This window comes from Streptomyces sp. NPDC007264, from assembly GCF_042869095.1.
GTDB lineage: Bacteria > Actinomycetota > Actinomycetes > Streptomycetales > Streptomycetaceae > Streptomyces.
Map to the genome: position 1 here is coordinate 1 of NZ_JBIAFD010000016.1, position 25,156 is coordinate 25,156.

Genomic DNA, 25,156 nt, shown 5'->3' on the forward strand with positions numbered 1-25,156 from the left:
AACGCCCGGTTACATTCCGAACCCGGAAGCTAAGCCTTACAGCGCCGATGGTACTGCAGGGGGGACCCTGTGGGAGAGTAGGACACCGCCGAACTCCCTTTGGAGCTCCGGCTCTTGGGCATCCGCCCGAGGGCCGGAGCTTTTGTGTGCCCGCTGGGCGTCGGTGGCACCGCCCCCTCCGTACCACGGTGGAAACCCTGCGGGTAGGGTCAGGTGGCATCGTCGGCTCGTTTCCCGCAGGAGGCTCCCGGGTGGAGGTCCAGGAGACCCGTGTCCAGACGGACCGGGTCCTCACCATCCCCAACATCCTCAGCATGGCGCGGCTCGTCGGCGTGCCCCTCTTCCTCTGGCTGATCCTCAGGCCCGAGTTCGGCGGGCCCAAGAGTGACGGCTGGGCCCTGCTGGTGCTGGTGCTGAGCGGCGTCAGCGACTACCTGGACGGCAAGCTCGCCCGGCGCTGGAACCAGATCAGCAGCCTCGGCCGGCTCCTCGACCCCGCGGCCGACCGGCTCTACATCGCGTCCACTCTGGTGGGCCTCACCTGGCGCGGCATTCTCCCCCTCTGGTTGACCGCTGTACTAGTGGCGCGAGAGCTGGTCCTGCTGGTGATGGTGGGGGTCCTCAGGCGCCACGGCTATCCGCCGCCGCAGGTGAACTTCCTGGGCAAGGCCGCGACGTTCAACCTGATGTACGCCTTCCCCCTTCTGCTCCTCAGCGACGGAAGTGGATGGATCGCGTCACTCGCTGCTATTTTCGGATGGGCGTTCGCCGGATGGGGTACAACGCTGTACTGGTGGGCAGGAGTCCTCTACGTGGTTCAGGTCCGCCGACTTGTCAAGGTGGACGCCATGGCCGATTGAGCCCGCCGATGGGGCGGCCGTAATGGCTCGATGGCCCGCGCAGGAAAACTGCGGGACAATCTAGACGGGTGAAGTCGGCTAGACCGTCGTCTCTTCGAGGAGGACGCTTCCGACATGAAGGCCGTCGTAATGGCGGGAGGCGAAGGCACGCGCCTTCGCCCCATGACCTCAAGCATGCCCAAGCCGCTCCTGCCTGTGGCGAACCGCCCGATCATGGAGCACGTGCTGCGGCTGCTCAAAAGGCATGGGCTCAACGAGACCGTCGTCACCGTCCAGTTCCTGGCCTCACTGGTCAAGAACTACTTCGGTGACGGTGAAGAGCTCGGGATGGAGCTCACCTATGCCAACGAGGAGAAGCCACTCGGTACCGCCGGGAGCGTCAAGAACGCCGAGGAAGCACTGAAGAACGACGCGTTCCTCGTCATCTCCGGTGACGCCCTGACCGACTTCGACCTCACCGACCTGATCAGCTTCCACAAGGAAAAGGGCGCCCTGGTCACCGTCTGTCTGACCCGTGTGCCCAACCCCCTGGAATTCGGCATCACCATCGTCGACGACGAGGGCCAGGTCGAGCGCTTCCTGGAGAAGCCGACCTGGGGCCAGGTCTTCTCCGACACCGTGAACACGGGCATCTACGTCATGGAGCCCGAGGTCTTCGACTACGTCGAGCCCGATGTGCCCGTCGACTGGTCGGGCGACGTCTTCCCGCAGCTGATGAAGGAGGGCAAGCCGATTTACGGCTATGTCGCCGAGGGCTACTGGGAGGACGTAGGCACCCACGAGAGCTATGTGAAGGCACAGGCCGACGTCCTGGAGGGCAAGGTCGACGTCGAGATAGACGGCTTCGAGATATCGCCGGGCGTGTGGGTGGCGGAGGGCGCGGAGGTGCACCCCGACGCGGCCCTGCGCGGGCCGCTCTACATCGGCGACTACGCCAAGGTGGAGGCCGGTGCGGAGATCCGGGAGCACACCGTCGTCGGCTCGAACGTCGTGGTGAAGAGCGGGGCCTTTCTGCACAAGGCCGTCGTCCACGACAACGTGTACATCGGCCAGCACAGCAATCTGCGCGGGTGCGTGGTCGGAAAGAACACCGACATCATGCGCGCGGCCAGGATCGAGGACGGCGCCGTCATAGGCGATGAGTGCCTCATCGGTGAAGAATCGATCGTTCAGGGGAACGTGAGGGTCTACCCCTTCAAGACCATCGAGGCCGGTGCCTTCGTCAACACCTCGGTGATCTGGGAGTCCCGGGGGCAGGCGCATCTCTTCGGTGCCCGTGGTGTGTCCGGGATCCTGAACGTGGAGATCACGCCGGAACTGGCCGTCCGGCTGGCCGGCGCGTATGCCACCACGCTCAAGAAGGGGTCCACGGTCACCACCGCCCGCGACCACTCGCGAGGGGCCCGCGCCCTCAAGCGCGCGGTCATCTCGGCCCTCCAGGCGAGCGCCATCGACGTACGGGACCTGGAGAACGTGCCGCTGCCGGTCGCCCGGCAGCAGACCGCGCGAGGCAGTGCCGGCGGAATCATGATCCGGACATCGCCCGGCGTGCCGGACTCCGTCGACATCATGTTCTTCGACGGGCAGGGCGCCGATCTGTCGCAGGCCGGCCAGCGGAAGCTGGACCGGGTGTTCGCGCGGCAGGAGTACCGCCGGGCGTTCCCTGGGGAGATCGGGGACCTGTACTTCCCGTCCAGCGTCTTCGACTCGTACACCGGATCGCTGCTGCGGAGCGTCGACACCACCGGGATCGCCGAGTCGGGCCTCAAGGTCGTGGTGGACGCCTCGAACGGCAGTGCGGGGCTGGTCCTGCCGAGCCTGCTCGGCAAGCTCGGCGTGGACTCGCTGACGATCAATCCCGGTCTCGACGAAGCCCGGCCGACGGAGTCCGCCGACGCGCGCCGGTCCGGACTGGTGCGGCTCGGGGAGATCGTGGCGTCGTCGGGAGCGGCGTTCGGGGTGCGGTTCGACCCCGTCGGCGAGCGGTTGTCCCTCGTCGACGAGAAGGGGCGGATCGTCGAGGACGACCGGGCGCTGCTGGTGATGCTGGACCTGGTGGCCGCCGAGCGACGCAGCGGCCGGGTGGCACTGCCGGTGACCACGACGAGGATCGCCGAGCAGGTGGCGGCGTACCACGGGACGCAGGTCGAATGGACGACCACCTCGCCCGATGACCTCACCCGTGTGGGCCGGGACGAGTCGACCATCTTCGGCGGCGACGGGCGCGGCGGCTTCATCGTGCCCGAGTTCAGCAGCGTCTTCGACGGCACGGCCGCCTTCGTACGGCTCATCGGACTGGTGGCGCGGACGCAGCTCACCCTCAGCCAGATCGATGCGCGGATCCCACGTGCGCACGTCCTCAAGCGCGACCTCGCGACTCCCTGGGCCGTCAAGGGCCTGGTGATGCGCCGTGTCGTGGAGGCGGCGGGGGAGCGCTTCGTCGACACGACCGACGGCGTACGGGTGGTGGAGGCCGACGGGCGGTGGGTGCTGGTGCTGCCCGACCCCGCAGAGGCCGTCACCCATCTGTGGGCCGAAGGGCCCGACGACGCGTCCGCGCAGGCCCTGCTCGACGAGTGGTCGGCGGTCGTGGACAGCGCCGGCCGATAAAACGCACACCACGCGCGCGTGCCGGACAAGTGCCCCCCAGGGTGCCTGTCCGGCACGTCGGTGGGGCCATTCGGAGGTAGCGCACGCGACGTGCGACGATGTGCGGCATGCCGCAGCCGCCCCCCGTTCGGAGCACAACCCCGCCCCCGCGCCCTGATGCCTCCATGTCGTTGCTCACCAACGTCATGGACCACAGCCTGGACGACGGATACGCGGAGGCCGCCGCCCGGAAGACGGCCGACGACGCCGGTGGCATGCCCAGGACGGTCCGGGCCAGACTCGGTCTCGCGGCCGGTCTCGTGCTCGCCGCGGTCGTGGTGACCGTGGGCGCCGCGCAGGCGCGCGTGGCCGCCCCGACGGTCGCCAGGGAACGCCAGGAACTGATCGACCGGATCCAGCGGGAGACCGCGGCCGCGGACAAACTGGAAGGCACCGTCGACAAGCTGCGCGACGACGTGAGCGCACGGCAGCGTGAGGCCCTGAAGAAGGACGGTGGCGGCGACCGAGCGGATCTGGTCGGGCTTCTGTCCGGTGCCGTCGCGGTGCACGGCCCGGGTGTGAAGCTCGTGGTGAACGACGCCGAGGAAGCCAGCACGGGGGGCGGCGGCAACCCGCGTGAGACCTCCGGGTTCTCCGACACCGGACGCGTCCGCGACCGCGACATGCAGCGCGTCGTCAACGGCCTGTGGGAGTCGGGCGCCGAGGCGATCGCGATCAACGGGCAGCGGCTGACCGCCCTGTCGGCGATCAGGGCCGCGGGTGACGCGATACTGGTCGACAACAGACCGCTGGTGCCGCCGTACACGGTGCTCGCGGTGGGGGACGGGCGACGGCTCAGCACCAGGTTCCAGAACAGCGCGGACGGGCTGTACCTGCACGCGCTGCAGGAGAACTACAAGATCCGGACCGGCATCTCCGCCGAGGGCGACGTCCGGCTGCCCGCCGCACCGAGTGTGACCGTACGTACAGCACAGCCGAGCACAGGGAAGGGCACATCGTGATCGCCGTACTGGGCCTCGTCGTCGGAGTCGTGGTCGGCCTGTTGGTCCGACCCGAGGTTCCGGCGGTCGTCGAGCCTTACCTCCCGATCGCTGTCGTGGCGGCGCTCGACGCCGTGTTCGGCGGCCTGCGGGCCATGCTCGACGGCATCTTCGACGACAAGGTCTTCGTGGTGTCGTTCCTGTCGAACGTGGTGGTCGCGGCGCTGATCGTGTTCCTGGGCGACAAGTTGGGCGTCGGCGCGCAGCTGTCCACCGGTGTGGTGGTCGTCCTCGGCATCCGTATCTTCTCCAACGCGGCGGCGATCCGCCGGCACGTGTTCCGGGCGTGAGGGCGATGAGCAACGAGGATCACCGGCCGGAGCCGTCGCAGGCCCCCGAGCACCGGCTGCGCAGGGAGTTGCCGCAGGAGGTCCCGGCACCGGCACCCGGGACCACGCGGACGCCGGACGAGGAGCAGGAGCCCGGGCCGGCGCTGAGCGGCCGCGGGCGTCTGGCGAAGGCCCTGTGGCCGCCGCGCGTCACGCGAGCCCAACTCATCGTCGCCCTCCTGCTCTTCGGCCTCGGCTTCGGCCTGGCCGTCCAGGTCGCCTCCAACAGCGACGGAGGCAGCGCCCTGCGCGGCGCGCGTCAGGAGGATCTTGTGCGCATCCTCGATGAACTCGACGACCGCACGCAGCGTCTTCAGGACGAGAAGCAGGGTCTCGAGCATCAGCGGTCCGAGCTGGAGAACAGCTCGGACCGGGCCGAGGAGGCCCGCAGGCAGACCGACGAGAAGGAGAGGCAACTGGGCATCCTCGCGGGCACCGTGGCCGCACAGGGGCCCGGCATCACGATGACGATCGAGGACACGAAGGGAACGGTCCAGGCGGACATGCTGCTCGACGCGGTTCAGGAGCTGCGCGCGGCCGGCGCGGAGGCCATCCAGGTGAACGGCGTGCGTGTCGTCGCCGACACGTATCTGTCGGATTCCGGCAAGAGCGTGAGCGTCGACGGGAACAAGATCACCCAGCCCTATCGTTTCAAGGTCATCGGCAAACCGCAGGACCTCGAGCCGGCGCTCAACATTCCTGGAGGCGTGGTGCAGACTCTGGAGAAGGAGCAGGCCACGGTCACCGTGGAGCGTTCCGCGAAGATCGTCGTGGACGCCTTGCGAGCGGCGAAGCAGCCTGACTACGCTCGGTCGTCCTCCCAATGAACCGCCGGTGCATGGTGACGGTCCGGCAGGGGCATGAGGTTGCGGGGGGTCGGCGCACCGAATGGGTGGTGCGTGGTGGAAACTGTCTGGTGGATACGGACGTTGTGAAGATGTCCGGGTCGGCCGGTGTATGCAGTCAGGGTTCGTCCTGCCCCACGGGCGGGTCTGTTTCGGTCAAGGGGAATCGCCCGTGAAGTTGTTTGCGAAGTTGTTCGGCAAGAGCGCGCGAGAGGGCGGCGAGAACGCGACCGCCCGCCATCGCGCACAGCCGGGAGAAGCCGAGGGCCAGCGCCCGCTGTTCCGGGACCAGGTCGCCGGGCCGGGTGGCGACATGTCCGGAGGTCAGGGCGCGTCGTCGGTTGACCCCGGCGCTTCCGGCCGCATAGGTTTCGGGGACATGTCGGCCCTGGTGTGTTCGAGGTGCGGTCACCGCAATGCGGAGAACAGCCGCTTCTGCTCCAACTGCGGTGCGCCGCTCAGGGCCGGAGCGGTCCCGGAGCGTGCGTCGGAGACGACCTCCACGATCTCCATCTCGGGCCTGGAGGCATACGACGCGGAGGCGACCGGCCAGACGCCGATGCCGATGCTGTCTCCCGAGGCGCAGGCGGCCGTCGACGCGCTGCCGCCGGGCTCGGCGCTGCTGGTGGTGCGCCGCGGCCCCAACTCGGGCAGCCGCTTCCTGCTGGACGCCGAGCTCACCACGGCGGGCCGTCATCCGCAGAGCGACATCTTCCTGGACGACGTGACGGTCTCCCGCCGGCACGTGGAGTTCCGCCGGAGCCCGGACGGCTCGTTCACGGTCGCCGACGTCGGCAGCCTGAACGGGACGTATGTGAACCGGGAACGGATCGACCAGGTGGCGCTCTCCAACGGTGACGAGGTGCAGATCGGCAAGTACAGGCTGGTCTTCTACGCAAGTCAGCGGGCCATCTGACCCTCCTCCGGACGCCGTCCGGGGGGACCCCCAGGGAAGGTCCATGCTTCAAACACCGAGCGGCGGTGCCGACAGCGGCACCGCCGCGGCGGACGGCGGGCTGATGAGCATCGGCACGGTGCTGAACGTGCTGCGCGACGAGTTTCCCGAAGTCACCGTCTCCAAGATTCGTTTCCTGGAGTCGGAGGGGCTCATCGATCCGCGGCGGACCCCGTCGGGGTACCGCAAGTTCAGTGACCGCGACGTCGAGCGGCTCGCTCAGGTGCTGAGGATGCAGCGGGACCACTATCTGCCGCTGAAGGTCATCCGCGAGTACCTGGACGCCCTGGAGCGCGGCGAGGAGGTACGGCTGCCGTCCCTGGGGCGTCAGCGCGACACCGGCGACGGAGAACTGCTCGGAGAGCTGCTGGGAGACCTCCTGGGCGAGGGCGACCCCGCCCCGGGCGCGCGGATCGGCCGGGACGAGCTGCTGACAGCCGCCGGGATCTGTGCGGAGCAGCTCGCGGAGTGGGAGTCGTACGGGCTCGTCGCGCCGCTGCCGGACGGGACGTACGAGGCGGAGGCGGTCGCGGTGGCCACTCTGGTGGCGGAACTGGGCCGGCACGGGATCGAGCCGCGCCATCTGCGGATGATGAAGGCCGCCGCGGAGCGCGAGGCGGGCCTGGTGGACCAGGTGGTGGCTCCGTTGCGCCGGCACCGCAATCCGCAGACCAGGGCGCACGCCGAGGCACGCGCGAAGGAACTGGCCGCGCTGGTGGTGAGGCTGCACGCCGCGCTGGTGCAGTCCGCCCTGGGTGTGCGCCTGCCCTGAGCCGTAGCGTTCGCCGTCGGCGGATCGGTCGGCCGATCTGTGCCCGACTCCCCAGCCGATCTGTGCCCGACTACCCAAACGTCCCGGGCACGGCCTAGGGTTGCTGTGTGAACGAGCTCGATGTCGTAGGTGTCCGGGTCGAGATGCCCTCCAACCAACCGATCGTGCTCCTGCGTGAAGTGGGAGGCGACCGTTACCTCCCCATCTGGATCGGCCCCGGAGAGGCGACGGCGATCGCCTTCGCCCAGCAGGGCATGGCCCCCGCGCGACCGCTGACCCACGACCTGTTCAAGGACGTGCTGGAGGCCGTCGGCCAGGAGCTCACGGAAGTACGCATCACGGACCTGCGTGAAGGCGTCTTCTACGCGGAGCTGGTCTTCGCCAGCGGCGTCGAGGTGAGCGCCCGGCCGTCCGACGCCATAGCGCTGGCGCTGCGCACCGGAACGCCGATCTACGGCAGTGACGGGGTGCTCGACGACGCCGGTATCGCGATCCCGGACGAGCAGGAGGACGAGGTCGAGAAGTTCCGCGAGTTTCTCGACCAGATCTCACCGGAGGACTTCGGTACGAGCAGCCAGTGACGGTTCCCTGCGGGCCGGGCCGACGGTGTGCGGCGACCGGGGCCCTGGTGGGGGCTGTGCGTATGGGCGGTGCGCATATCGGCGGGGGACGAGACGGACCGAAGACCAGTGCGACGTCCGGCGATCCTTCGCTCGGGCATTCGGCTAGCCTTTCCCCACGGGAGGGCACGGGAAACCACTCCTAGGGTGATTATCACTCGGCGTGCCGAGTGTGGCGATCGTTGACGCACCCCTGGTGACTGCCTACCGTCGAGAAGGCAGGTCAAGGACGGAGGTCGGCGTGAGAAGCAGCGGCGGCGGTACGGCTGGGGGCGCCCCCGGACACAGTCCGGGAGAGAGCGGTCCGTATCCTTCCCCAAGCTCTCGGCTCCGTTCGAGCGGGGGGTACACCCATCCCGGCGGCCCCGCGGGCTCCGCCGCTCAGCGGCCCACGGCCGTGCCGGGCGGTGCGGAAACGGCCACCGAGCAGGCCACCGAGCACATCGGCTACCGCGGTCCCACGGCGTGCGCCGCCGCGGGCATCACCTACCGGCAACTGGACTACTGGGCCCGGACGGGCCTGGTCGAGCCGAGCGTGCGCCCCGCCTACGGATCGGGGACGCAGCGGCTGTACAGCTTCCGGGACGTCGTGGTCCTCAAGATCGTCAAACGCTTCCTCGACACCGGTGTGTCGCTGCAGAACATCCGCGCCGCCGTCCAGCACCTCAGGGAGCGCGGTTTCCGCGACCTGGAGCGGATGACGATGATGAGCGACGGCGCGACGGTGTACGAGTGCACGTCGCCGGACGAGGTGCACGCGCTCCTGCAGGGCGGACAGGGCATCTTCGGCATCGCCGTGGGCGTCGTGTGGCGCGACGTCGAGAACGCCCTGTCGCAACTGCACGGGGAGCGCGTCGACACCGGCGAGACCATCGTCGGCCCCAATCCGGCGGACGAACTGGCGCGGCGCCGCAACCGGGCCGTGTGAGACGCGCCGCCGGCGTCCGTGCCGCGTTGTCAGTGCCGTAGGGCAGCATCGGAGATGTGAGAACCGCGCCCACGATCCTGCATCTCGACATGGATGCCTTCTACGCCTCGGCGGAGCAGGCGGCCAAGCCGAGCCTGCGGGGGAAGGCCGTCGTCGTGGGCGGGCTCGGGCCGCGGGGCGTGGTGGCCACGGCCTCGTACGAGGCGCGGGTCTTCGGGGTCCACTCGGCGATGCCCATGGCCCAGGCGCGCAGGCTCGCGCCGCACGCGGCCTATCTGGTGCCGCGCTTCGGGTTCTACCGCGAGATCAGCGAGCAGGTGATGGGCCTGCTGCGGGACCTGTCGCCGCTGGTGGAGCCGCTGAGCCTGGACGAGGCGTTCGTGGACCTGGAGGCCGGGGGCACGGCCTGGGACGAGGAGTCGGCCCGGCTGACCGGGGTCAAGCTGCGCGCGGACATCCGCGCCGCCACCGGGCTGACCGGCTCGGTGGGGCTCGCCGCCTCCAAGATGCTCGCGAAGATCGCCTCCGAGCAGGCCAAGCCGGACGGACTGGTGCTGATACGGCCGGGCAGCGAGCGCGCGCTGCTGGGCCCCCTGTCCGTGCGGACGCTGCCGGGCGTCGGCCCCGCCACCGGGGACCATCTGAGACGGGCCGGGATCACCACGGTCGACGAGATCGCCGAGGCGGGCGAGGACGAGCTGGTACGGCTGGTGGGCAAGGCCCACGGCCACGCGCTGTACGCCATGGCGCTGGCCCGGGACGATCGGCCCGTGGTGGCCGAGCGGGAGACCAAGTCGGTGTCCGTCGAGGACACCTACGACGTGGACATCCATGACCGGCTCCGGGTCGGCCTGGAGGTGCAGCGGCTCGCGGACCGCTGCGTGCGGCGGCTGCGGGAGGCGGGGCTGTCGGGCCGGACCATCGTGCTGAAGGTGCGGCGGTACGACTTCTCGACGCTGACCCGTTCGGAGACCCTCCGCGGGCCCACGGACGATCCCGCGGTGGTGCGGGAGGCCGCGGCGCGGCTGCTGGACTCCGTGGACACCACGGGCGGCGTACGGCTCCTCGGCGTGGGCGTCAGCGGCCTCGCCGACTACACCCAGGAGGATCTGTTCGCCCAGGCCCACGTGGCCGCGGGAGAGACCGTGACGGAGGAGCCCCCGGGGGCGGAGGGCGCGGAGGGGCCCGCCGAGGAAGAGCCCGCGGCGCTGGCCGAGCGTGTCTGGCGCCCGGGGCACGACGTCCGGCACACGGAGTACGGGCCCGGCTGGGTGCAGGGCAGCGGCCTGGGCCGGGTCACCGTCCGGTTCGAGACCCCCGGCTCGGAGCCCGGACGTGTGCGCACCTTCCGCAGCGACGACCCCGGGCTGGAGCCGGCGGATCCGGTGCCCCTGGTGCCGCGACCGCCTGGGGGCCCGTCCGGGGCGCCCCGAAGACCCGGAGGCGCCGAGCCGGGTGCGGCACAGAACGCGGCCCGGGCTCGGTCGAGGGACGCCCGGGCCCGGTGACGGGCAGGGGTCAGGTCTCGTCCGATCCGGCGAGATGCCCGAAGTCGCGGTCCGCCGGTGCGGGCGGTGCGGCCACGTCCAGGCCGTAGTGGTGGTAGAGCTGGAGCTCCTGCTCGGGGGAGAGGTGGCGTCCGACACCGAAGTCCGGGGCGTCCTTGATCAGAGCCCGGTCGAAGGGCACCCGCAGCGTCCCCTCCACCAGCTCGCTGGGCTCCAGCGGGACGAACGCGTCCCTGCTGAACAGGCCCGTTCGTATGGCCGCCCACTCCGGCACCCCGGTCGCGTCGTCGAGGTAGACCTCGTCGACCGTGCCGATCTTGGCTCCGTTGCGGTCGAACGCCTTGCGGCCGATCAGATTCCGCGGATCGATGTCGGTCTGCACGGTCCCTCCAATGGGTCGCAATGCGGCATCAGCTCTACAAAAGAGCACATTCGGCCATACGGCCACTCGAAGCTTCCGCGGAATCCCCGCTGGTACCCTGGCAAGCGGCTGCTGAACCCGTGCGGGAGAGTCCTCCGGAGCGATCCGGAGGCGCCGAAGGAGCAAATCCTCCCCGGAATCTCTCAGGCCCACGTACCGCACGGACGAGGTCACTCTGGAAAGCAGGGCGGGTGTCGAGGCTCCCGCCCTCACCGACGGTGAAAGCCGGAGCGCCTTGCGGCGGTCCGGTGAAGCTCTCAGGTCGAGATGACAGAGGGGGAGGCCGTCGGGGCACCGTGCCGTGGTGCCCTTCGCAGGTCGTGTCAGACCAGGAGGCCTCCGCAATGACCGCCCACCGCATTCCGCTCGCCGAGCTCGAACAGGGGACGCCCTTCGAGCAGCGCCACATCGGGCCCGACCAGGAGGCGCGGGCCAAGATGCTCGCGCAGGTCGGCTACGGCTCGCTCGACGACCTCACGGCCGCCGCCGTCCCGGATGTGATCAAGAACGCCGACGGCCTGGAGCTGCCGGGCGCGCGCACCGAGGCCGAGGTGCTGGCCGAGCTGCGCTCCCTCGCCGACCGCAACCAGGTCCTCGGCTCCATGATCGGTCTCGGGTACTACGGGACCTTCACGCCGCCGGTGATCCTGCGGAACGTGATGGAGAACCCGGCGTGGTACACCGCGTACACGCCCTACCAGCCGGAGATCTCGCAGGGCCGGCTCGAGGCCCTGCTCACCTTCCAGACCATGGTCGCCGACCTCACCGGCCTGCCGACCTCGGGCGCCTCCCTGCTCGACGAGGGCACCGCCGCCGCCGAGGCGATGGCGCTGTCCCGGCGCATGGGCAAGAACAAGCACGGCCTCTTCCTGGTCGACGCGGACGCGCTGCCGCAGACCGTCGCCGTGATCCGGACCCGTGCGGAGCCGACCGGCGTGGAGGTCGTGGTCGCCGACCTGAGCGACGGCATTCCGGCCGAGATCGCCGAGCGGGAGATCAACGGCGTACTGATCCAGTACCCGGGCGCCTCCGGTGCCGTCCGCGACATCAGGCCCGTCGTCGAGCAGGCCCACGAGCTGGGCGCGCTCGTCACCGTGGCGGCCGACCTGCTCGCGCTGACGCTGCTGGCCTCGCCGGGTGAGCTGGGCGCCGACATCGCCGTCGGTACGACGCAGCGCTTCGGCGTACCGATGGGCTTCGGCGGGCCGCACGCGGGCTACATGGCCGTGCGGGAGAAGTTCGCGCGCAGCCTGCCCGGCCGGCTCGTGGGCGTCTCCGTGGACGCGGACGGGCACAAGGCGTACCGGCTGGCCCTGCAGACGCGGGAGCAGCACATCCGCCGCGAGAAGGCGACCAGCAACATCTGCACCGCGCAGGTGCTGCTCGCCGTCATGGCCGGGATGTACGCCGTCTACCACGGGCCCGAGGGCCTGCGCACCATCGCGCGGCGCACGCACCGGTACGCCGCGATCCTCGCCGCGGGTCTGGCGGCGGGCGGGGCCGAGGTCGTCCACGGCGCCTACTTCGACACGCTCACCGTGCGGGTGCCGGGCCGCGCCGACGCGGTCGTCGCCGCCGCGCGCGAGGGCGGGACCAATCTGCGCCTCGTCGACGCCGACCACGTCTCGATCGCCTGCGACGAGACGACCACACGGGCCCAGCTGGGCGCCGTGTGGAGCGCCTTCGGCGTCGAGGCGGACATCGAGGCGCTGGACGCGGGCGCCGCGGACGCGCTCCCGCAGGCGCTGGCGCGCACCGACGACTACCTCACGCACCCGGTCTTCCACCAGTACCGCTCCGAGACGGCCATGCTGCGCTACCTGCGCCGGCTCGCCGACCGCGACTACGCCCTCGACCGCGGCATGATCCCGCTGGGCTCCTGCACCATGAAGCTCAACGCGACCACGGAGATGGAGCCGGTCACCTGGCCGGAGTTCGGGCAGCTGCACCCCTTCGCGCCCGCCGAGCAGGCGCAGGGCTACCTCACGCTCATCCACGAGCTGGAGGAGCGCCTCGCCGAGGTCACCGGGTACGACAAGGTCTCCCTGCAGCCCAACGCCGGCTCGCAGGGCGAGCTGGCCGGCCTGCTCGCCGTGCGCGGCTACCACCGGGCCAACGGCGACGACCGGCGCACCGTCTGCCTCATCCCCTCCTCCGCCCACGGCACCAACGCCGCGAGCGCCGCCATGGCGGGGATGAGGGTCGTGGTGGTGAGGACCGCGGAGGACGGCGAGATCGACGTCGAGGACCTGCGGGCCAAGATCGAGCAGCACCGCGACGAGCTGGCGGTGCTGATGATCACGTACCCCTCCACGCACGGTGCGTTCGAGGAGCACGTCGCCGACATCTGTGCGACCGTGCACGAGGCCGGCGGACAGGTGTACGTCGACGGGGCCAACCTCAACGCGCTGGTCGGCCTCGCCAAGCCGGGCCACTTCGGGGGCGACGTCTCGCACCTCAACCTGCACAAGACGTTCTGCATCCCGCACGGCGGCGGCGGTCCGGGCGTCGGGCCGGTCGGCGTGCGCGCCCACCTGGCGCCGTACCTGCCGAACCACCCGCTGCAGCCCGCGGCCGGCCCGGAGACGGGCGTCGGCCCGATCTCGGCCGCCCCGTGGGGTTCCGCGGCCATCCTGCCGATCTCGTGGGCGTACGTCCGGCTCATGGGCGGTGAGGGCCTCAAGCACGCCACACAGGTGGCCGTGCTCTCCGCCAACTACATCGCCAAGCGCCTGGAGCCGCACTACCCGGTGCTCTACACCGGCCCGGGCGGTCTGGTCGCGCACGAGTGCATCATCGACCTGCGTCCGCTGACCAAGGCGACCGGTGTGTCCGTCGACGACATCGCCAAGCGGCTGATCGACTACGGTTTCCACGCGCCGACGATGTCGTTCCCGGTGGCCGGCACGCTGATGATCGAGCCGACCGAGTCGGAGGACCTCACGGAGCTCGACCGGTTCTGCGAGGCGATGATCGCCATTCGTGCGGAGATCGAGAAGGTCGGTTCCGGCGAGTGGCCCGCCGACGACAACCCGCTGCGGAACGCCCCGCACACCGCCGCCGCGCTCGGCGGGGAGTGGGAGCACCCGTACGCCCGTGAGGAAGCCGTCTTCCCGGCCGGCGTCTCGGCCGCCGACAAGTACTGGCCGCCGGTGCGCCGTATCGACCAGGCCTTCGGCGACCGCAACCTGGTCTGCTCCTGCCCGCCGCTGGACGCCTACGAGGAGTGATCGACGCCTGGCACGCGTCGGGGCCGGTTCCGGAGCGTATGTCTCCGGGCCGGCCCCTCGTGTGCGGGGCGGCGGTGCCCCGGGTGTGCGGCTCAGGCGGCCGTCATCACCTGCTCGGTGCCCAGCGGGCGGTGCGGGGCGATGATCTGACCGTCCGGCAGAAGCTCACCGGTGTCCTCGAAGAGCAGAACGCCGTTGCACAGCAGGCTCCACCCCTGCTCCGGGTGGTGCGCCACAAGGCGGGCGGACTCCCGGTCGGCGGATTCGGCTGTCGGGCACGGTGGCTGGTGCTGGCACATGGTGGTGGGGATCTTTCGCTCTGTTGTGAACTCTGAGATGGATGGCGTGTCTGTCCTGCGGCTCGTCGCGTCCTTCATGGCCGCCCCCCGTTGGCGATACGTCGGTCTGGAACCCAGTGTTGCCCCACGGGCGTCGATCCGCAGGGATTTCGCAGCACCGCTCCTCACAGGTTCATGACGCACCACCCGCGCGGACGGTTCATCCCAACTCCACTGTCCTTTTGGGTGGTTCGCAGTGGCCTCAAGGGGCTAGTCCATGTGGGCCGACCAGCGCATCGTCCCTCGTACGAGCACGGTGGGACACGTACGAGCGGCGCGGCGGGAGCATGCTCGACGGCCGGACACGCGTCGTGCCCCGCGGCCGTTCCCGGCGGCGGGGCACGACGGGTCGGGAGCTACGCCGGCGAGCCGAGCAGCGGCGCCGGAGTCACCCGGAGGGTGAGCACCGGGAGCAGTTCGGCGACGCGGTGCGGGCGGTGGGCCGCGATGCCGGGCGGGGCGGGGGCGAGCGGCACCAGGAGGTCGGTCGCGGCCGGGTGGCCCGTCGCGCCGTCGGCGGCGCAGTCGCCGTGCAGCCACAGCGTGAGCATGTACAGCTCGGGCACGGACAGGAGCCTGGGCTGGTACGGCTGTTTCATGGCCTCCGCCTGGGCCAGGGCGAGCTCGGTGGCGGCGATGTACGGGCCCTCGAAGAAGCGGGAGAACGCCCAGCCGTCGGGGGTGAGCATCGTCTCGGCGGCGGCCACGGCGCGGTTGCCGGCGCGGATGAGGAAACGCCACCCGGCGAGCCGGGTGGCCGACGCGCCGGTGGGGGTGATCCGGTCGAGCACATGGACGGGCAGCGGCATCTCCGGGGAGGCGGGTCCCTGGGCGGCGCGCAGGGACGGGGTACGGGCCTCATGGACGGCGGTGGGGGAACCGAGTGCCGTGAGGACGGAGCGAAGAGCGGGCGCGGGAGCCGGGGGGACATGCAGCGGCATGGTGGGTCGCCTCTCATTCGACAGGCACGGGTGCGCGGGGGCGGGCGGACGGCGCTGTCAGCTCTTGGGGTCAGAGAGGCGGGAACTGTGCCCGGGCGAATGGAAGGCGCTTTGACGACAGGGCTCAGGACCGCGATCGCCAACTCTCTGCCCCGTGTGCGAAGTTTATATGACACGTGTTCACGGGGCGTTTCCGCTAGCCGTCCCTGGCATGACGAACAAGGGGATATCCAGCCGATGATTCGTGCGGTTCGTCCCGATGCTGCGCGAGCGCCCCGGCGGCGACCTCGGAATACTTGTCCGTGGCGGTCGGCTGATTCTCGCCGGTGCTTTTCCTCACACTGGTTGCGCCCTGAAACTGCGTTCGGCCGCATGCCTCGGGAATGTGCCCGGACACGCCGTCCTCCCAGCGTAGCGGGTGACGGCCGCCACGGGGACGTTATCGATCGCCTTGCCGGGGCATCATCCACCGTGACCCGGGACAGCAGCGGCCGGATCCTCGGCCTGCCCATCCAAGGAGGGACGCTTCGATGGGAGAGAAGGTCGTGGCAGGGCCGTTCGACCTGTCCGATCGCCAGCGCTACCGCGGCAAGCTCAGGCAGTGTCTGGCGGGACTGGAGCGCCTGCTGGAGGAGAAGCGGTTCGACCGCCCGAAGAACCTCATGGGCCTGGAGATCGAGCTGAATCTCGCCGGGCCCGACGGCATGCCCAGGATGATGAATGCGCAAGTACTCGAAAAGATAGCGAGCCGGGATTTCCAAACAGAACTCGCCATGTTCAATCTGGAAGTCAACATCGCTCCCCACCGGCTGGGCGGCCGGGTATTCGACCGGCTCGCCGAGGAACTGCACACCTCACTCGCCTATGCCGACCGGAAAGCGAGTGAGGTCGACGCCGGAATCGTGATGATCGGCATTCTGCCGACGCTCGACCGCGACGACCTCGTCTCCTCCAACCTCTCCGCCGTGGACCGCTACACCCTGCTCAACGACCAGATCGTGGCCGCGCGCGGTGAGGACTTCATGCTGGACATCGAGGGGGTGGAGAGGCTCGTGTGCACCTCGCGGTCGATCGCGCCCGAGGCCGCCTGCACCTCCGTCCAGCTGCACCTCCAGGTCACCCCGGCGCGCTTCGCCGACGTGTGGAACGCGGCGCAGGCGGTCGCGGCGGCGCAGATCGCCGTCGGCGCCAACTCGCCGTTCCTGTTCGGACGCGAGCTGTGGCGCGAGTCCCGGCCGCCGCTGTTCCAGCAGTCCACGGACACCCGGCCGCCCGAGCTGCAGGCGCAGGGTGTGCGGCCGCGCACCTGGTTCGGGGAGCGCTGGATCACGTCGGCGCACGAGCTGTTCGAGGAGAACCTGCGCTACTTCCCCGCGCTGCTGCCGATCTGCGACGAGGAGGACCCGCTGCGGGTGCTGAACGAGGGCGGCGTCCCCAAGCTCGCGGAACTCGTCTTGCACAACGGCACGGTGTACCGCTGGAACCGGCCCGTGTACGGCATCGCCGACGGGGTTCCGCACCTGCGGGTCGAGAACAGGGTGCTGCCCGCCGGGCCCACCGTCACCGATGTGATCGCCAACGCGGCCTTCTACTACGGCGTCGTCCGTGCCCTCGCGGAGGAGGCGCGGCCGGTGTGGGCGCGGCTGCCGTTCGAGGCCGCCGCCGCCAATTTCGATGCCGCCTGCCGCTACGGCATCGAGGCACGCCTGCGGTGGCCGCGGCGCGGGCGCCACGCAGGGACCGTCGAGGTGGAGGCCGTGGACCTCGTGCGGGACGAACTGCTGCCGCTCGCCGAGGCGGGGCTGGACGCATGGGGCGTCGAACCCGCGGACCGTGACCTCTACCTCGGAGTGATCGACGAGCGGTGCAGGCGGAGGGCCAACGGCGCGAGCTGGCAGGCCGCCACCTTCCACCGGGCCCTGGAGCAGGGTCTGGACCGCAACGCCGCGCTGGCCGCGACGACACGGCGGTACTGCGAGCTGATGCAGGCGGGAGAGCCGGTGCACACCTGGCCGGTCGGCCTGCCGGAACCGGTGCCGCTGGGGTGAGCCGCCGGTCGGGGCGCCGGGCGTCCGCCGCCCCCGCCGCCCCGCGGCCCCCGCGGCCCCCGCGGCCCCCGCGGCACGCGCCGCCCCCGCGGCACGCGCGGCGCCGAGGGCCGGCGGTGCCCGCGCCGTGACCGTAGGGCAAGCTGTGACGTGCCACGACGGTGGTGCCCTTCTCCGATGAGCCCGTGCCGTGCGGAAACCGTATGGCAGAACAAAAGGGGGAGGTACGCCCTTCGACTGGAGGCGGGAGTGCAGGTGGAGGCAGGGGCGGCGACCGGTTCTCATCCCATGGAGCGGCCGACGCGGCGGATTCTGCGGGACGAGACGCTGCTCGTCCTGGCGCTCTCGCTCGGTGCGAGCGGAGTGTCCGCGCTGATCAGCTTTGTCGGATCGGTCACCAAGCCGGGAGGTCTCAAGGAGCAGGCGGCCACCATGAACGCCTCGGCCGCACCGGGGCGTCCCTGGCTCGACCTGGCCTGGCAGCTCTTCGGGATCGCGTCGGCGCTGGTGCCCGTCGCACTCGTCGCGCACCTGCTGCTGCGCGAGGGGGCGTCGTTGCGCACGCTCGGCTTCGACCGGACCCGGCCCTGGCCGGACCTGGGGCGCGGCGCCGCGGTCGCCGCGGTGATCGGATCCACCGGCGTGGCGTTCTACCTGGCTGCCCGCGGTTTCGGCGCGAACCTCACGGTGGTGCCGGAGGCCCTGCCGGACGTCTGGTGGAAGTACCCCGTCCTGGTGCTGTCGGCGGTGCAGAACGCCGTCCTGGAGGAGGTCATCGTCGTCGGCTATCTGCTGCGCCGGCTGGGCCAGTTGGGCTGGGGTCCCGGCGCGGCCCTGGTGGCCTGCTCGATGCTGCGCGGTTCCTACCACCTCTACCAGGGCGTCGGCGGCTTCCTCGGCAACATGGCGATGGGCGTCGTCTTCGTCTGGCTGTACCGGCGCTGGGGCCGTGTCGGCCCCCTGGTGGTGGCCCACTCCCTGCTCGACATCGGAGCCTTCGTGGGATACGCGCTGCTGGCGGGGAAGGTGGGGTGGCTGCCGACGGCGTGACGGGCGCGGGCGGGGGCGTACGGCACCGTCGTACGCCCCCGCCCCGCGATGCCGTCACGCGAGCAGTTCGCCCTCGATGACGGTGACCGCGCGGCCGGTCAGCAGGGTGCGGTCCCCGCGGAGCTCCGTGCGGACACGGCCGGAGCGCGGGGAGGCCTGGAGTCCGGTGAGTTCCAGGCGGCCGAGGCGCTCGGACCAGTAGGGGGCCAGGGCGGTGTGGGCGCTGCCGGTGACCGGGTCCTCGTCGATGCCGACGTTCGGGAAGAAGCAGCGCGAGACGAAGTCGTACCCCCGGGAGGGGTCCTCGGCGCGGGCGGTGGCGATGACGCCGCGCGCGGAGTGGCGGCGCAGCGCCTGGTGGTCGGGGGCCAGGCCCAGCACCGTCTTCTCGTCGGCGAGTTCGAGGACCAGGTCGCCCACGCCCGGTCCGGTGTCGAAGGCGGTGCGGGGCTGGGCGCCGAGGGCTTCGGCCACGCCCTCCGGGATCTCGGCACGCGTGAGCGGCGCGGTGGGGAAGTCCAGCGTGATGGAGCCGTCCTCGCGCGGTGCGGCACTCAGGACGCCGCTGCGGGTGGCGAACCGCACGGGCCCCTGGTGGGCGCCCGTGGTCCGCAGCACATGGGCGGTGGCGAGGGTGGCGTGGCCGCACAGGGCCACCTCGGTGGCGGGCGTGAACCAGCGCAGCGCCCAGTCGGCCTCGCCGCCCTCGGGCAGGCGGTGCGCGAACGCGGTCTCGGCGTGGTTGACCTCGCGGGCCACGTTCTGGAGCCATCCGTCGTCCGGGAAGGCGTCGAGGAGGAGCACCCCGGCCGGGTTGCCGGCGAAGGGGCGGTCGGTGAAGGCGTCGACGATACGAATCCGCATGGCCCGACGCTAGAGGCAGGCGGACCCGGCGGGCCAATGCCACTGGGCGACGACTGGACCGGGTGTCTTGCCACACCCAGTCTTCCGATATATCGTTGACGCATCGCGACCGATCAACGATGGAATGGGGTGAGCGTCATGCGCTCCCAGGGGCACGACTTCGGATTCGAACGGCACGGACACCACGGCGGCCCCGGTCGTCACGGCAGGGGCGGCTTCGAGAGCCTGCGGGGAGCCTTCGGGCCCTTCGGGCCGGGTGGCCCCGGCGGGCCCGGTTTCGGCGGGCCGGGGTTCTTCGGCGCGGGCGGCCCCTGGGCCGGGCGTGGCCGGGGCGGACCGCGAGGAAGGGCGCGGCGCGGCGATGTGCGCGCGTCGATCCTGGCCCTCCTCAAGGACCGGCCCATGCACGGCTACGAGATGATCCAGGAGATCGCCGAGCGCAGCGGCGGCGCCTGGAAGCCCAGCCCCGGCTCGGTCTATCCCACTCTCCAACTGCTGGAGGACGAGGGGCTGATCACCAGTGAGAGCGAGGGCGGCAAGAAGCTCTTCTCGCTCACCGAGGCGGGCCGCGGCGCGGCGGAGGAGGGCCCCGACGCCCCCTGGGAAGAGGCCGCGCGCGGCGTCGACTGGGAGTCCCTGCACGAGATCCGGCAGGCCGGCTTCGGTCTGATGGAGGCGTTCGGCCAGGTCTGGAAGGCCGGCGACAAGGACCAGCGCGACAAGGCGCTGGCGGTCATCAACGAGGCCCGCAAGAAGCTGTACCTGATCCTCGCCGGCGAGGACTGACGGCGGGCCGGGGCGCCCCGCGGCGAGAGGTCCGCGGGGCGCGTCCTCGTCCGTGCGCGGCGTGCTCAGGCCACCAGTGCCCCGAGCTTGCGCAGCGACTCGTTCAGGGCCGCCGTCGCGGAGTCCTTGAGCTTGCCCGCCATGAGGGAGACCGCCGCTCCGGTGAACTCGCCGTCGATGCGGACGGAGGTCGCCTCGCCGTCCGGCGTCAGGGTGTAGCGGGTGGCGACGTTCACGGCCATCGGGCCCTTGCCCCGGATGGCCAGAACACGCCCGGGCTGCAACTCGTCGATGGTCCAGGTGACCTCGGCCGGGAAACCCATGAGCTTCATGTTCTCCTCGAAGGTCCCGCCCACTTCCAGGGTCTCGGGGCCGCCCTTCGGGAAACTGGTGTGGGTGGCGTTCCACTCGCCGTACGCCGACCAGTCCGTGAGCTGGGCCCACACCTTCTCGGCGGGTGCCTCGATACGCGCTTCCGCGCTGACTTCGGCCATGCGACCACCCCTTTGCGTCGGCTGCTGCGCCGGGCGCAGCTACGGTGTCGCGGAACGTAGCCGCAGGGCCTGGAACATTCAATACTGATGAACCGTCAGAAATTGTGGAGGCCGTTCCGGGCTGCGGCCCCGCAAGGCGGCGCGCGGTCTCCGGGGGAAATACGACGTGATGTCATCCGCAAGGAGGAGGAGTCGGCCGGCCATGCCCACCCTGTGCGGGACACGAGAATGCTGCCCGCCGGGGATGACCCGCAGTCATGGGGCTGATGAGGTGGGGGACGTGTCAGCCCGTCACACGCAGCAGCCCGCCGCCGAGCGCGGCGCGCACCGCACGGACCAGGGCGCCCGGCTCACCGACGAGCTGGTCGCGGTGGTCGCGGGTGCCCGCAGGAGGGCGGTGCGCGACGGGGACCGGCAGATCGACACGGCCCATCTGCTGCACTCCCTGCTGGAGTCCGACCCCGAGGTGCGCGGCGCCTTCGAGGGTCCGCAGGCCGCTCGGCTGCTCGGCTACCTCGTCCAGCGCGCCATCGGCTACGGCCTGCGGTGGCGCGGGACCGTCGAGGGCTCCGGTGCGAGGCCGGTGCCGAGTGGACCGGAAGGCTGGTCGCCGACGGCCGTGAGCGCCATGGACGTGGCGTACGCGCGTGCGGAGCGGCGCGGCGACGCCTGTGCGCGCGGGCTGGACCTGCTCGCTGCGATCACCGCCGACCCCGGGTCGCGCGCCGTCGAGGTGCTCGGCCGTACCGGTGTCGACGTACGGGCCCTGGCGGCACGGATCGACGCGGTGGCCGCCGTCGAGGAGTGTGCCGCGGGCGGCGGGTGCGGCGTCGCCCGCTGATCGGCCGGTCCCGCCGCGACGGGTGTCGAGGTCCACTCCGTGAGACAGGTGCTATCAGGGGTGACGCTCATGTCGTCGCCTGTCATCATGTGCCGGTGCATACGTCTCGGGGCAGTCAGGGCAACCAGGGCAGGGGCGTCGGACCGGGGCTCGCCCTGGTGTCGGCGGTCGCGTTCGGCGGATCGGGCGTCGCGGCCAAACCGCTGATCCAGGCCGGGCTCGATCCGCTCCACGTGGTGTGGCTGCGGGTCGCGGGCGCGGCCCTCGTGATGCTGCCGTTCGCCGTGCGCCACCGTGCCCTGGTGCGTGGCCGCCCCGTCCTGCTCGCCGGTTTCGGTCTGCTCGCCGTGGCCGGTGTCCAGGCCTGCTACTTCGCCGCGATCTCCCGGATCCCCGTCGGTGTCGCCCTGCTCGTCGAGTACCTCGCGCCCGCACTCGTGCTCGGCTGGGTGCGGTTCGTGCAGCGGCGGCCCGTGACGCGCGCCGCGGCGGTCGGCGTCGTCCTCGCGGTGGGCGGACTCGCGTGTGTCGTCGAGGTGTGGTCGGGGCTCGGCTTCGACGCCCTCGGCCTGTTGCTCGCGCTCGGCGCCGCCTGCTGCCAGGTCGGCTACTTCGTCCTGTCCGACCACGGCGGCGACGCCGGGGAACAGGCCCCGGACCCGCTCGGTGTCATCGCCTACGGCCTGCTGGCCGGGGCCGCCGTGCTCACCGCCGTCACCCGGCCCTGGCGCATGGACTGGTCCGTCGTCGCGGGCACCGCGCGGATGAACGGCGCCCAGGTGCCGGCGTTCGTCCTCCTGGCCTGGATCGTCCTCGTCGCCACGGTCCTGGCGTACGTCACCGGGGTGCTGTCCGTGCGCCGGCTCTCTCCTCCGGTGGCGGGCGTCGTGGCCTGCCTGGAAGCGGTCATCGCCACGGTCCTGGCCTGGGTGCTGCTCGGTGAGCACCTGTCGGCGCCTCAGCTCCTGGGCGGCGCGGTCGTCCTGGTGGGTGCCTTCATCGCCCAGTCGTCGGCGCCGGCGAAGGGGGCCGCCGAGCCGGTGGCGAGCGGCGGCGGGGAAAGGGAGTTGCCGGCGCGTGAAACGGCCGCATAGGGTTCCGATCATGCATTCGGGCGCACGCGTTCTTCCGCCTCCGGCCGCCTGAGGCGGGCCTCCCGGACCACGCGCCCGGCCTGTCGCCGGGCGGAACGGCGCTGCCCGCAGAAGAGGTCCACGGACCCCGCCGCTCGGACGCCGACCCGGGGTCTCCTTCCGAACTTCTGCGTATCTGCGGAGACGACTCGTGTCGAATGCTTCCTCAGGCCTGCCCGTCGGGCGTGGCCTCCTCTATCTGATCGTCGCCGGTGCCGCCTGGGGCACCGCGGGCGCCGCCGCCTCCCTGGTCTACCGGATCAGCGACATGGGGCCCGTCGCCCTCTCCTTCTGGCGCTGCGCGGCGGGACTGCTCCTGCTGCTCGCCACCCGCCCGCTGCGCCCGCGCACGCGGAGTGCCGCACCCGAACCGCTCGCCCGCAAGGCGGTGCGGGCCGGTGCCACCGGTCTGGGGCTCGCCGTGTTCCAGACCGCCTACTTCGCGGCGGTCTCGGCCACCGGACTCGCCGTGGCGACCGTCGTCACCCTGGGTAGCGGACCGGTGCTCATCGCGCTCGGCGCACGTCTGACCATGGGGGAGCGGCTCGGCGGCGGCGGGGTCACCGCCGTCGTCGGGGCGCTCGCCGGGCTGGGGGTGCTCGTGCTCGGCGGCGGCGAAGCGACCGTGCGTGCGTGGGGCGTGCTGCTCGCGGTCGTGTCGGCGGCCGGCTACTCCCTGATGACGCTCCTGACGCGGTGGTGGGGACGCGACGGCGGGGCGGACGCGTCCGGCACGACCGTGTGGGCGTTCGCGGTCACCGCGCTGTGCCTGCTGCCCTTCGCCGTGGCCGAGGGCCTGGTGCCGCACACCGCCGAGCCCGGAGACGTCGTGGGGCTGCTGGCGTACATCGCCGCGATCCCCACGGCGCTGGCCTACGCCCTGTACTTCGCGGGTGCCGCCGTCGTACGGTCCACCACCGTGTCGGTGGTCATGCTGCTGGAGCCGGTCAGCGCGGCGGTGCTCGCGGTCGCCCTGCTCGGTGAGCGACTCACGGCGGCGACCCTCGTCGGCACCGCGCTGATGCTGGGCTCGGTCGCGGGGCTCGCCCTGGCCGAGGCGCGCGGGGCACGGCGACCGGAGGACGAACCGGTCCTCGTGTGACGGGGCCGGGCACGGGCCGAACCGGTCGTTCGGGCCGGCGGGTCGGGGCGCCCGGCGGCCCGGGACGGGCGCCGAGCCGCGTGGAGACGGGCCGTGTCCGGCTCAGGTACTGCGCCTGCGCAGCAGGTGGTCGCGCGCGGCGGTGTCGCGCGGAGCACCGCGGCCCGCCAGCCCGGCCGCGATCCGGTCCTGGACCTCGCCCTGCCTTTTCCCCGCGTACTTGAACTTCGCACGGACGCCGGTGACTTCGAGGCGCAGCCCGCGGATGCCGGACAGCAGGCGGCCGTAGGGCGCCTCGCCCGCCGCCGCCCGCGCGGAGCCGCCCTGCGGCTGGAAGTGGCCGAGCTGGCGGTTCAACAGGTCCGCCTTCTCGTCCGGATCGTCCACCAAACGGGCCGTGCACCTCAGCTGTACCGCCGCGTAGAAGCTGGTCGGCACGCCGTGCTCGGGCGGGGCGTCCGGCGCGGCCTGCCAGGGGCCCGGCACGTACACGTAGTCGTCGACCACGCTCAGCAGCACGTCCGGGTCCGCCTCCAGCGCGGGCCACAGCGGGTTCGGGCGGGCCAGGTGGCCCAGCACCTCGCCGCGCCCGGCGTCGTAGGCGAAATGAAGCGGCTGGACGTACGGCGGTTCGCCCGGCAGGCCGTTCACGGCGAGTTGCCCGAAGTCGTGGGCGGCGAGCCATTCCCGCCACTCGGAGTCGTCGCGGGCTGCGTCCCAGGGGTGGACGAGCATCACAGGACCGTCAGGTAGTCGGGGAGCGCGACGCCGGGGGCCAGGTCGGACTCGGCGAGCGGAGTGCCGTACACCGTGTGGACCGGGACCACGCCCGCCCAGTGCGGGAGCGGGAGGTCCTCGGGCTCGTCGTTCACACCGCCGGTGCGCACCTTCGCCGAGACCTCGTCCAGGTCGAGGCGGATGACGGCGGTGGCGGCCAGTTCCTTCGCGTTGGCGGGGCGGGCGTCGCGGGAACGGCCCGGCACGACGTGGTCGACCAGCGCGTCCAGGGCCGTCCGCTTCTCCTCGGGGTCGGTGACCTGGCGGGCGACCCCGTGCACCACCACGGAACGGTAGTTGACCGAGTGGTGGAAGGCGGAGCGGGCCAGCACCAGACCGTCCACGTGCGTCACCGACACGCAGACGGCGAGCCCGGGGTCCGCCACGCCCGTCATCCGCAGCGGGCGCGAGCCCGTCGAACCGTGGAGGTAGAGCCGCTCGCCGACGCGCCCGTACAGCGTGGGCAGCACGACCGGAGCGCCGTCGCGGACGTAGCCGAGATGGCACACGTACCCCTCGTCGAGTATCTCGTGCACCAGCTCCTTGTCGTACGCCGCCCGGTCCGCGGAGCGGGTGGGGACGGTGCGGTCGGTCGGTGTGTAGGCGCCGGGCGGCGACGTCGGCGGCTGAGTCCCCTGCATGAGGTGCGCTCCCTACTGCACTA

24 protein-coding genes, 1 rRNA gene and 1 riboswitch are annotated in these 25,156 nt (G+C 71.4%); of the genes, 18 read left to right on the forward strand and 7 right to left on the reverse strand.

Annotated features, from left to right (window positions below):
• The 11 genes from rrf to ACFYMU_RS24970 all read left to right on the forward strand — a co-directional run.
• A 5S ribosomal RNA gene (gene rrf / locus ACFYMU_RS24920) occupies nucleotides 1–94 on the forward strand; the annotation flags it as partial.
• A gap of 157 nt (nucleotides 95–251) precedes the next feature.
• Nucleotides 252–860 carry a CDP-alcohol phosphatidyltransferase family protein gene (locus ACFYMU_RS24925; RefSeq protein WP_388377133.1) on the forward strand — a complete coding sequence of 203 codons (609 nt, stop codon included), beginning with the start codon at nucleotides 252–254 and terminating at the stop codon, nucleotides 858–860.
• Nucleotides 861–974: 114 nt separating this feature from the next.
• Nucleotides 975–3,470: a sugar phosphate nucleotidyltransferase gene (locus ACFYMU_RS24930; protein WP_388377135.1), complete on the forward strand. Its 2,496-nt coding sequence runs from the start codon at nucleotides 975–977 to the stop codon at nucleotides 3,468–3,470.
• A gap of 98 nt (nucleotides 3,471–3,568) precedes the next feature.
• On the forward strand, nucleotides 3,569–4,471 hold the full coding sequence (locus ACFYMU_RS24935; RefSeq protein ID WP_388377138.1) for a DUF881 domain-containing protein: 903 nt from the start codon (nucleotides 3,569–3,571) through the stop codon (nucleotides 4,469–4,471).
• Nucleotides 4,468–4,800 carry a small basic family protein gene (locus ACFYMU_RS24940; protein WP_019708255.1) on the forward strand — a complete coding sequence of 111 codons (333 nt, stop codon included), beginning with the start codon at nucleotides 4,468–4,470 and terminating at the stop codon, nucleotides 4,798–4,800. Before ACFYMU_RS24935 ends, ACFYMU_RS24940 begins: the two co-directional genes overlap by 4 nt.
• Before the next feature lie 5 nt (nucleotides 4,801–4,805).
• Nucleotides 4,806–5,666 (forward strand): DUF881 domain-containing protein, encoded by an 861-nt coding sequence (locus ACFYMU_RS24945; protein ID WP_388377141.1) that lies wholly within the window; start codon nucleotides 4,806–4,808, stop codon nucleotides 5,664–5,666.
• A 61-nt stretch (nucleotides 5,667–5,727) separates the two neighbouring features.
• On the forward strand, nucleotides 5,728–6,600 hold the full coding sequence (locus ACFYMU_RS24950; protein WP_388377144.1) for an FHA domain-containing protein: 873 nt from the start codon (nucleotides 5,728–5,730) through the stop codon (nucleotides 6,598–6,600).
• A 43-nt stretch (nucleotides 6,601–6,643) separates the two neighbouring features.
• Nucleotides 6,644–7,411: a MerR family transcriptional regulator gene (locus ACFYMU_RS24955; RefSeq protein ID WP_388377147.1), complete on the forward strand. Its 768-nt coding sequence runs from the start codon at nucleotides 6,644–6,646 to the stop codon at nucleotides 7,409–7,411.
• Between the two features lie 107 nt (nucleotides 7,412–7,518).
• Complete coding sequence (locus ACFYMU_RS24960; RefSeq protein ID WP_004002801.1) at nucleotides 7,519–7,992, forward strand: bifunctional nuclease family protein; 474 nt, start codon at nucleotides 7,519–7,521, stop codon at nucleotides 7,990–7,992.
• A gap of 280 nt (nucleotides 7,993–8,272) precedes the next feature.
• Complete coding sequence (locus tag ACFYMU_RS24965) at nucleotides 8,273–8,959, forward strand: MerR family transcriptional regulator (RefSeq protein ID WP_388377151.1); 687 nt, start codon at nucleotides 8,273–8,275, stop codon at nucleotides 8,957–8,959.
• A 56-nt stretch (nucleotides 8,960–9,015) separates the two neighbouring features.
• Nucleotides 9,016–10,467, forward strand: a complete 1,452-nt coding sequence (locus tag ACFYMU_RS24970) for a DNA polymerase IV (RefSeq protein ID WP_388377152.1) — start codon at nucleotides 9,016–9,018, stop codon at nucleotides 10,465–10,467.
• A gap of 10 nt (nucleotides 10,468–10,477) precedes the next feature.
• On the opposite strand, the gene ACFYMU_RS24975 is transcribed toward ACFYMU_RS24970, so the two are convergent.
• Nucleotides 10,478–10,849, reverse strand: a complete 372-nt coding sequence (locus ACFYMU_RS24975) for a PRC-barrel domain-containing protein (RefSeq protein WP_388377155.1) — start codon at nucleotides 10,847–10,849, stop codon at nucleotides 10,478–10,480.
• Between the two features lie 112 nt (nucleotides 10,850–10,961).
• Nucleotides 10,962–11,057: riboswitch (glycine riboswitch) on the forward strand.
• A gap of 175 nt (nucleotides 11,058–11,232) precedes the next feature.
• Here ACFYMU_RS24975 and gcvP point away from each other — a divergent pair.
• Entirely contained in the window at nucleotides 11,233–14,118 is a 2,886-nt protein-coding gene (gcvP, locus tag ACFYMU_RS24980; RefSeq protein ID WP_388377158.1) for an aminomethyl-transferring glycine dehydrogenase, read from the forward strand.
• 92 nt (nucleotides 14,119–14,210) lie between these two features.
• Here the strand turns inward: gcvP and ACFYMU_RS24985 are convergent, their stop codons facing one another.
• Both ACFYMU_RS24985 and ACFYMU_RS24990 read right to left on the reverse strand, forming a co-directional pair.
• Nucleotides 14,211–14,417, reverse strand: coding sequence for a DUF5999 family protein (locus ACFYMU_RS24985; protein WP_388377161.1), 207 nt, complete (start codon nucleotides 14,415–14,417; stop codon nucleotides 14,211–14,213).
• A 395-nt stretch (nucleotides 14,418–14,812) separates the two neighbouring features.
• Nucleotides 14,813–15,397: a hypothetical protein gene (locus ACFYMU_RS24990; protein ID WP_388377164.1), complete on the reverse strand. Its 585-nt coding sequence runs from the start codon at nucleotides 15,395–15,397 to the stop codon at nucleotides 14,813–14,815.
• A 530-nt stretch (nucleotides 15,398–15,927) separates the two neighbouring features.
• On the opposite strand from ACFYMU_RS24990, the gene ACFYMU_RS24995 reads away from it, so the two are divergent.
• Together ACFYMU_RS24995 and ACFYMU_RS25000 are read left to right on the forward strand one after the other, a co-directional pair.
• On the forward strand, nucleotides 15,928–17,445 hold the full coding sequence (locus ACFYMU_RS24995) for a glutamate-cysteine ligase family protein (RefSeq protein ID WP_388377166.1): 1,518 nt from the start codon (nucleotides 15,928–15,930) through the stop codon (nucleotides 17,443–17,445).
• A gap of 249 nt (nucleotides 17,446–17,694) precedes the next feature.
• A complete protein-coding gene (locus ACFYMU_RS25000; protein ID WP_388377169.1) occupies nucleotides 17,695–18,495 on the forward strand; it encodes a CPBP family intramembrane glutamic endopeptidase in 801 nt (266 codons plus the stop codon).
• 54 nt (nucleotides 18,496–18,549) lie between these two features.
• Here the strand turns inward: ACFYMU_RS25000 and ACFYMU_RS25005 are convergent, their stop codons facing one another.
• Nucleotides 18,550–19,359, reverse strand: coding sequence for a PhzF family phenazine biosynthesis protein (locus ACFYMU_RS25005; protein ID WP_388377172.1), 810 nt, complete (start codon nucleotides 19,357–19,359; stop codon nucleotides 18,550–18,552).
• Between the two features lie 138 nt (nucleotides 19,360–19,497).
• Between ACFYMU_RS25005 and ACFYMU_RS25010 the strand changes: the two genes are divergently transcribed.
• Entirely contained in the window at nucleotides 19,498–20,145 is a 648-nt protein-coding gene (locus ACFYMU_RS25010) for a PadR family transcriptional regulator (RefSeq protein WP_388377175.1), read from the forward strand.
• Nucleotides 20,146–20,210: 65 nt separating this feature from the next.
• Here ACFYMU_RS25010 and ACFYMU_RS25015 read toward each other — a convergent pair whose 3' ends face one another.
• Nucleotides 20,211–20,639, reverse strand: coding sequence for an SRPBCC family protein (locus ACFYMU_RS25015; RefSeq protein ID WP_388377178.1), 429 nt, complete (start codon nucleotides 20,637–20,639; stop codon nucleotides 20,211–20,213).
• Between the two features lie 280 nt (nucleotides 20,640–20,919).
• Here ACFYMU_RS25015 and ACFYMU_RS25020 point away from each other — a divergent pair, with 280 nt between their 5' ends.
• The 3 genes from ACFYMU_RS25020 (at nucleotide 20,920) to ACFYMU_RS25030 (ending at nucleotide 23,715) form a co-directional block, all read left to right on the forward strand.
• Nucleotides 20,920–21,480, forward strand: coding sequence for a Clp protease N-terminal domain-containing protein (locus tag ACFYMU_RS25020; RefSeq protein WP_388377181.1), 561 nt, complete (start codon nucleotides 20,920–20,922; stop codon nucleotides 21,478–21,480).
• 89 nt (nucleotides 21,481–21,569) lie between these two features.
• Nucleotides 21,570–22,574 carry a DMT family transporter gene (locus tag ACFYMU_RS25025; protein ID WP_388377184.1) on the forward strand — a complete coding sequence of 335 codons (1,005 nt, stop codon included), beginning with the start codon at nucleotides 21,570–21,572 and terminating at the stop codon, nucleotides 22,572–22,574.
• A gap of 190 nt (nucleotides 22,575–22,764) precedes the next feature.
• On the forward strand, nucleotides 22,765–23,715 hold the full coding sequence (locus ACFYMU_RS25030) for a DMT family transporter (protein WP_388377187.1): 951 nt from the start codon (nucleotides 22,765–22,767) through the stop codon (nucleotides 23,713–23,715).
• A gap of 102 nt (nucleotides 23,716–23,817) precedes the next feature.
• Here ACFYMU_RS25030 and ACFYMU_RS25035 read toward each other — a convergent pair whose 3' ends face one another.
• Both ACFYMU_RS25035 and ACFYMU_RS25040 read right to left on the reverse strand, forming a co-directional pair.
• The gene (locus ACFYMU_RS25035; RefSeq protein WP_388377190.1) at nucleotides 23,818–24,450 is read right to left on the reverse strand and encodes an FMN-binding negative transcriptional regulator; all 633 of its coding nucleotides are present in this window, start codon (nucleotides 24,448–24,450) and stop codon (nucleotides 23,818–23,820) included.
• Nucleotides 24,450–25,133 (reverse strand): pyridoxamine 5'-phosphate oxidase family protein, encoded by a 684-nt coding sequence (locus ACFYMU_RS25040; RefSeq protein ID WP_388377193.1) that lies wholly within the window; start codon nucleotides 25,131–25,133, stop codon nucleotides 24,450–24,452. Before ACFYMU_RS25040 ends, ACFYMU_RS25035 begins: the two co-directional genes overlap by 1 nt.
• Nucleotides 25,134–25,156: the final 23 nt, after the last annotated feature.

Coding starts and splice junctions, on each gene's coding strand:
- ACFYMU_RS24950 (WP_388377144.1), top strand. CDS start 5,728: ATGGGTGGTGCGTGGTGGAAACTGTCTGGTGGATACGGACGTTGTGAA.
- ACFYMU_RS25040 (WP_388377193.1), bottom strand. CDS start 25,133: ATGCAGGGGACTCAGCCGCCGACGTCGCCGCCCGGCGCCTACACACCG.
- ACFYMU_RS25005 (WP_388377172.1), bottom strand. CDS start 19,359: ATGCGGATTCGTATCGTCGACGCCTTCACCGACCGCCCCTTCGCCGGC.
- ACFYMU_RS24995 (WP_388377166.1), top strand. CDS start 15,928: ATGGGAGAGAAGGTCGTGGCAGGGCCGTTCGACCTGTCCGATCGCCAG.
- ACFYMU_RS24935 (WP_388377138.1), top strand. CDS start 3,569: ATGTGCGGCATGCCGCAGCCGCCCCCCGTTCGGAGCACAACCCCGCCC.
- gcvP (WP_388377158.1), top strand. CDS start 11,233: ATGACCGCCCACCGCATTCCGCTCGCCGAGCTCGAACAGGGGACGCCC.
- ACFYMU_RS24990 (WP_388377164.1), bottom strand. CDS start 15,397: ATGCCGCTGCATGTCCCCCCGGCTCCCGCGCCCGCTCTTCGCTCCGTC.
- ACFYMU_RS25010 (WP_388377175.1), top strand. CDS start 19,498: ATGCGCTCCCAGGGGCACGACTTCGGATTCGAACGGCACGGACACCAC.
- ACFYMU_RS24945 (WP_388377141.1), top strand. CDS start 4,806: ATGAGCAACGAGGATCACCGGCCGGAGCCGTCGCAGGCCCCCGAGCAC.
- ACFYMU_RS25015 (WP_388377178.1), bottom strand. CDS start 20,639: ATGGCCGAAGTCAGCGCGGAAGCGCGTATCGAGGCACCCGCCGAGAAG.
- ACFYMU_RS24930 (WP_388377135.1), top strand. CDS start 975: ATGAAGGCCGTCGTAATGGCGGGAGGCGAAGGCACGCGCCTTCGCCCC.
- ACFYMU_RS25035 (WP_388377190.1), bottom strand. CDS start 24,450: ATGCTCGTCCACCCCTGGGACGCAGCCCGCGACGACTCCGAGTGGCGG.
- ACFYMU_RS24955 (WP_388377147.1), top strand. CDS start 6,644: ATGCTTCAAACACCGAGCGGCGGTGCCGACAGCGGCACCGCCGCGGCG.
- ACFYMU_RS24985 (WP_388377161.1), bottom strand. CDS start 14,417: ATGTGCCAGCACCAGCCACCGTGCCCGACAGCCGAATCCGCCGACCGG.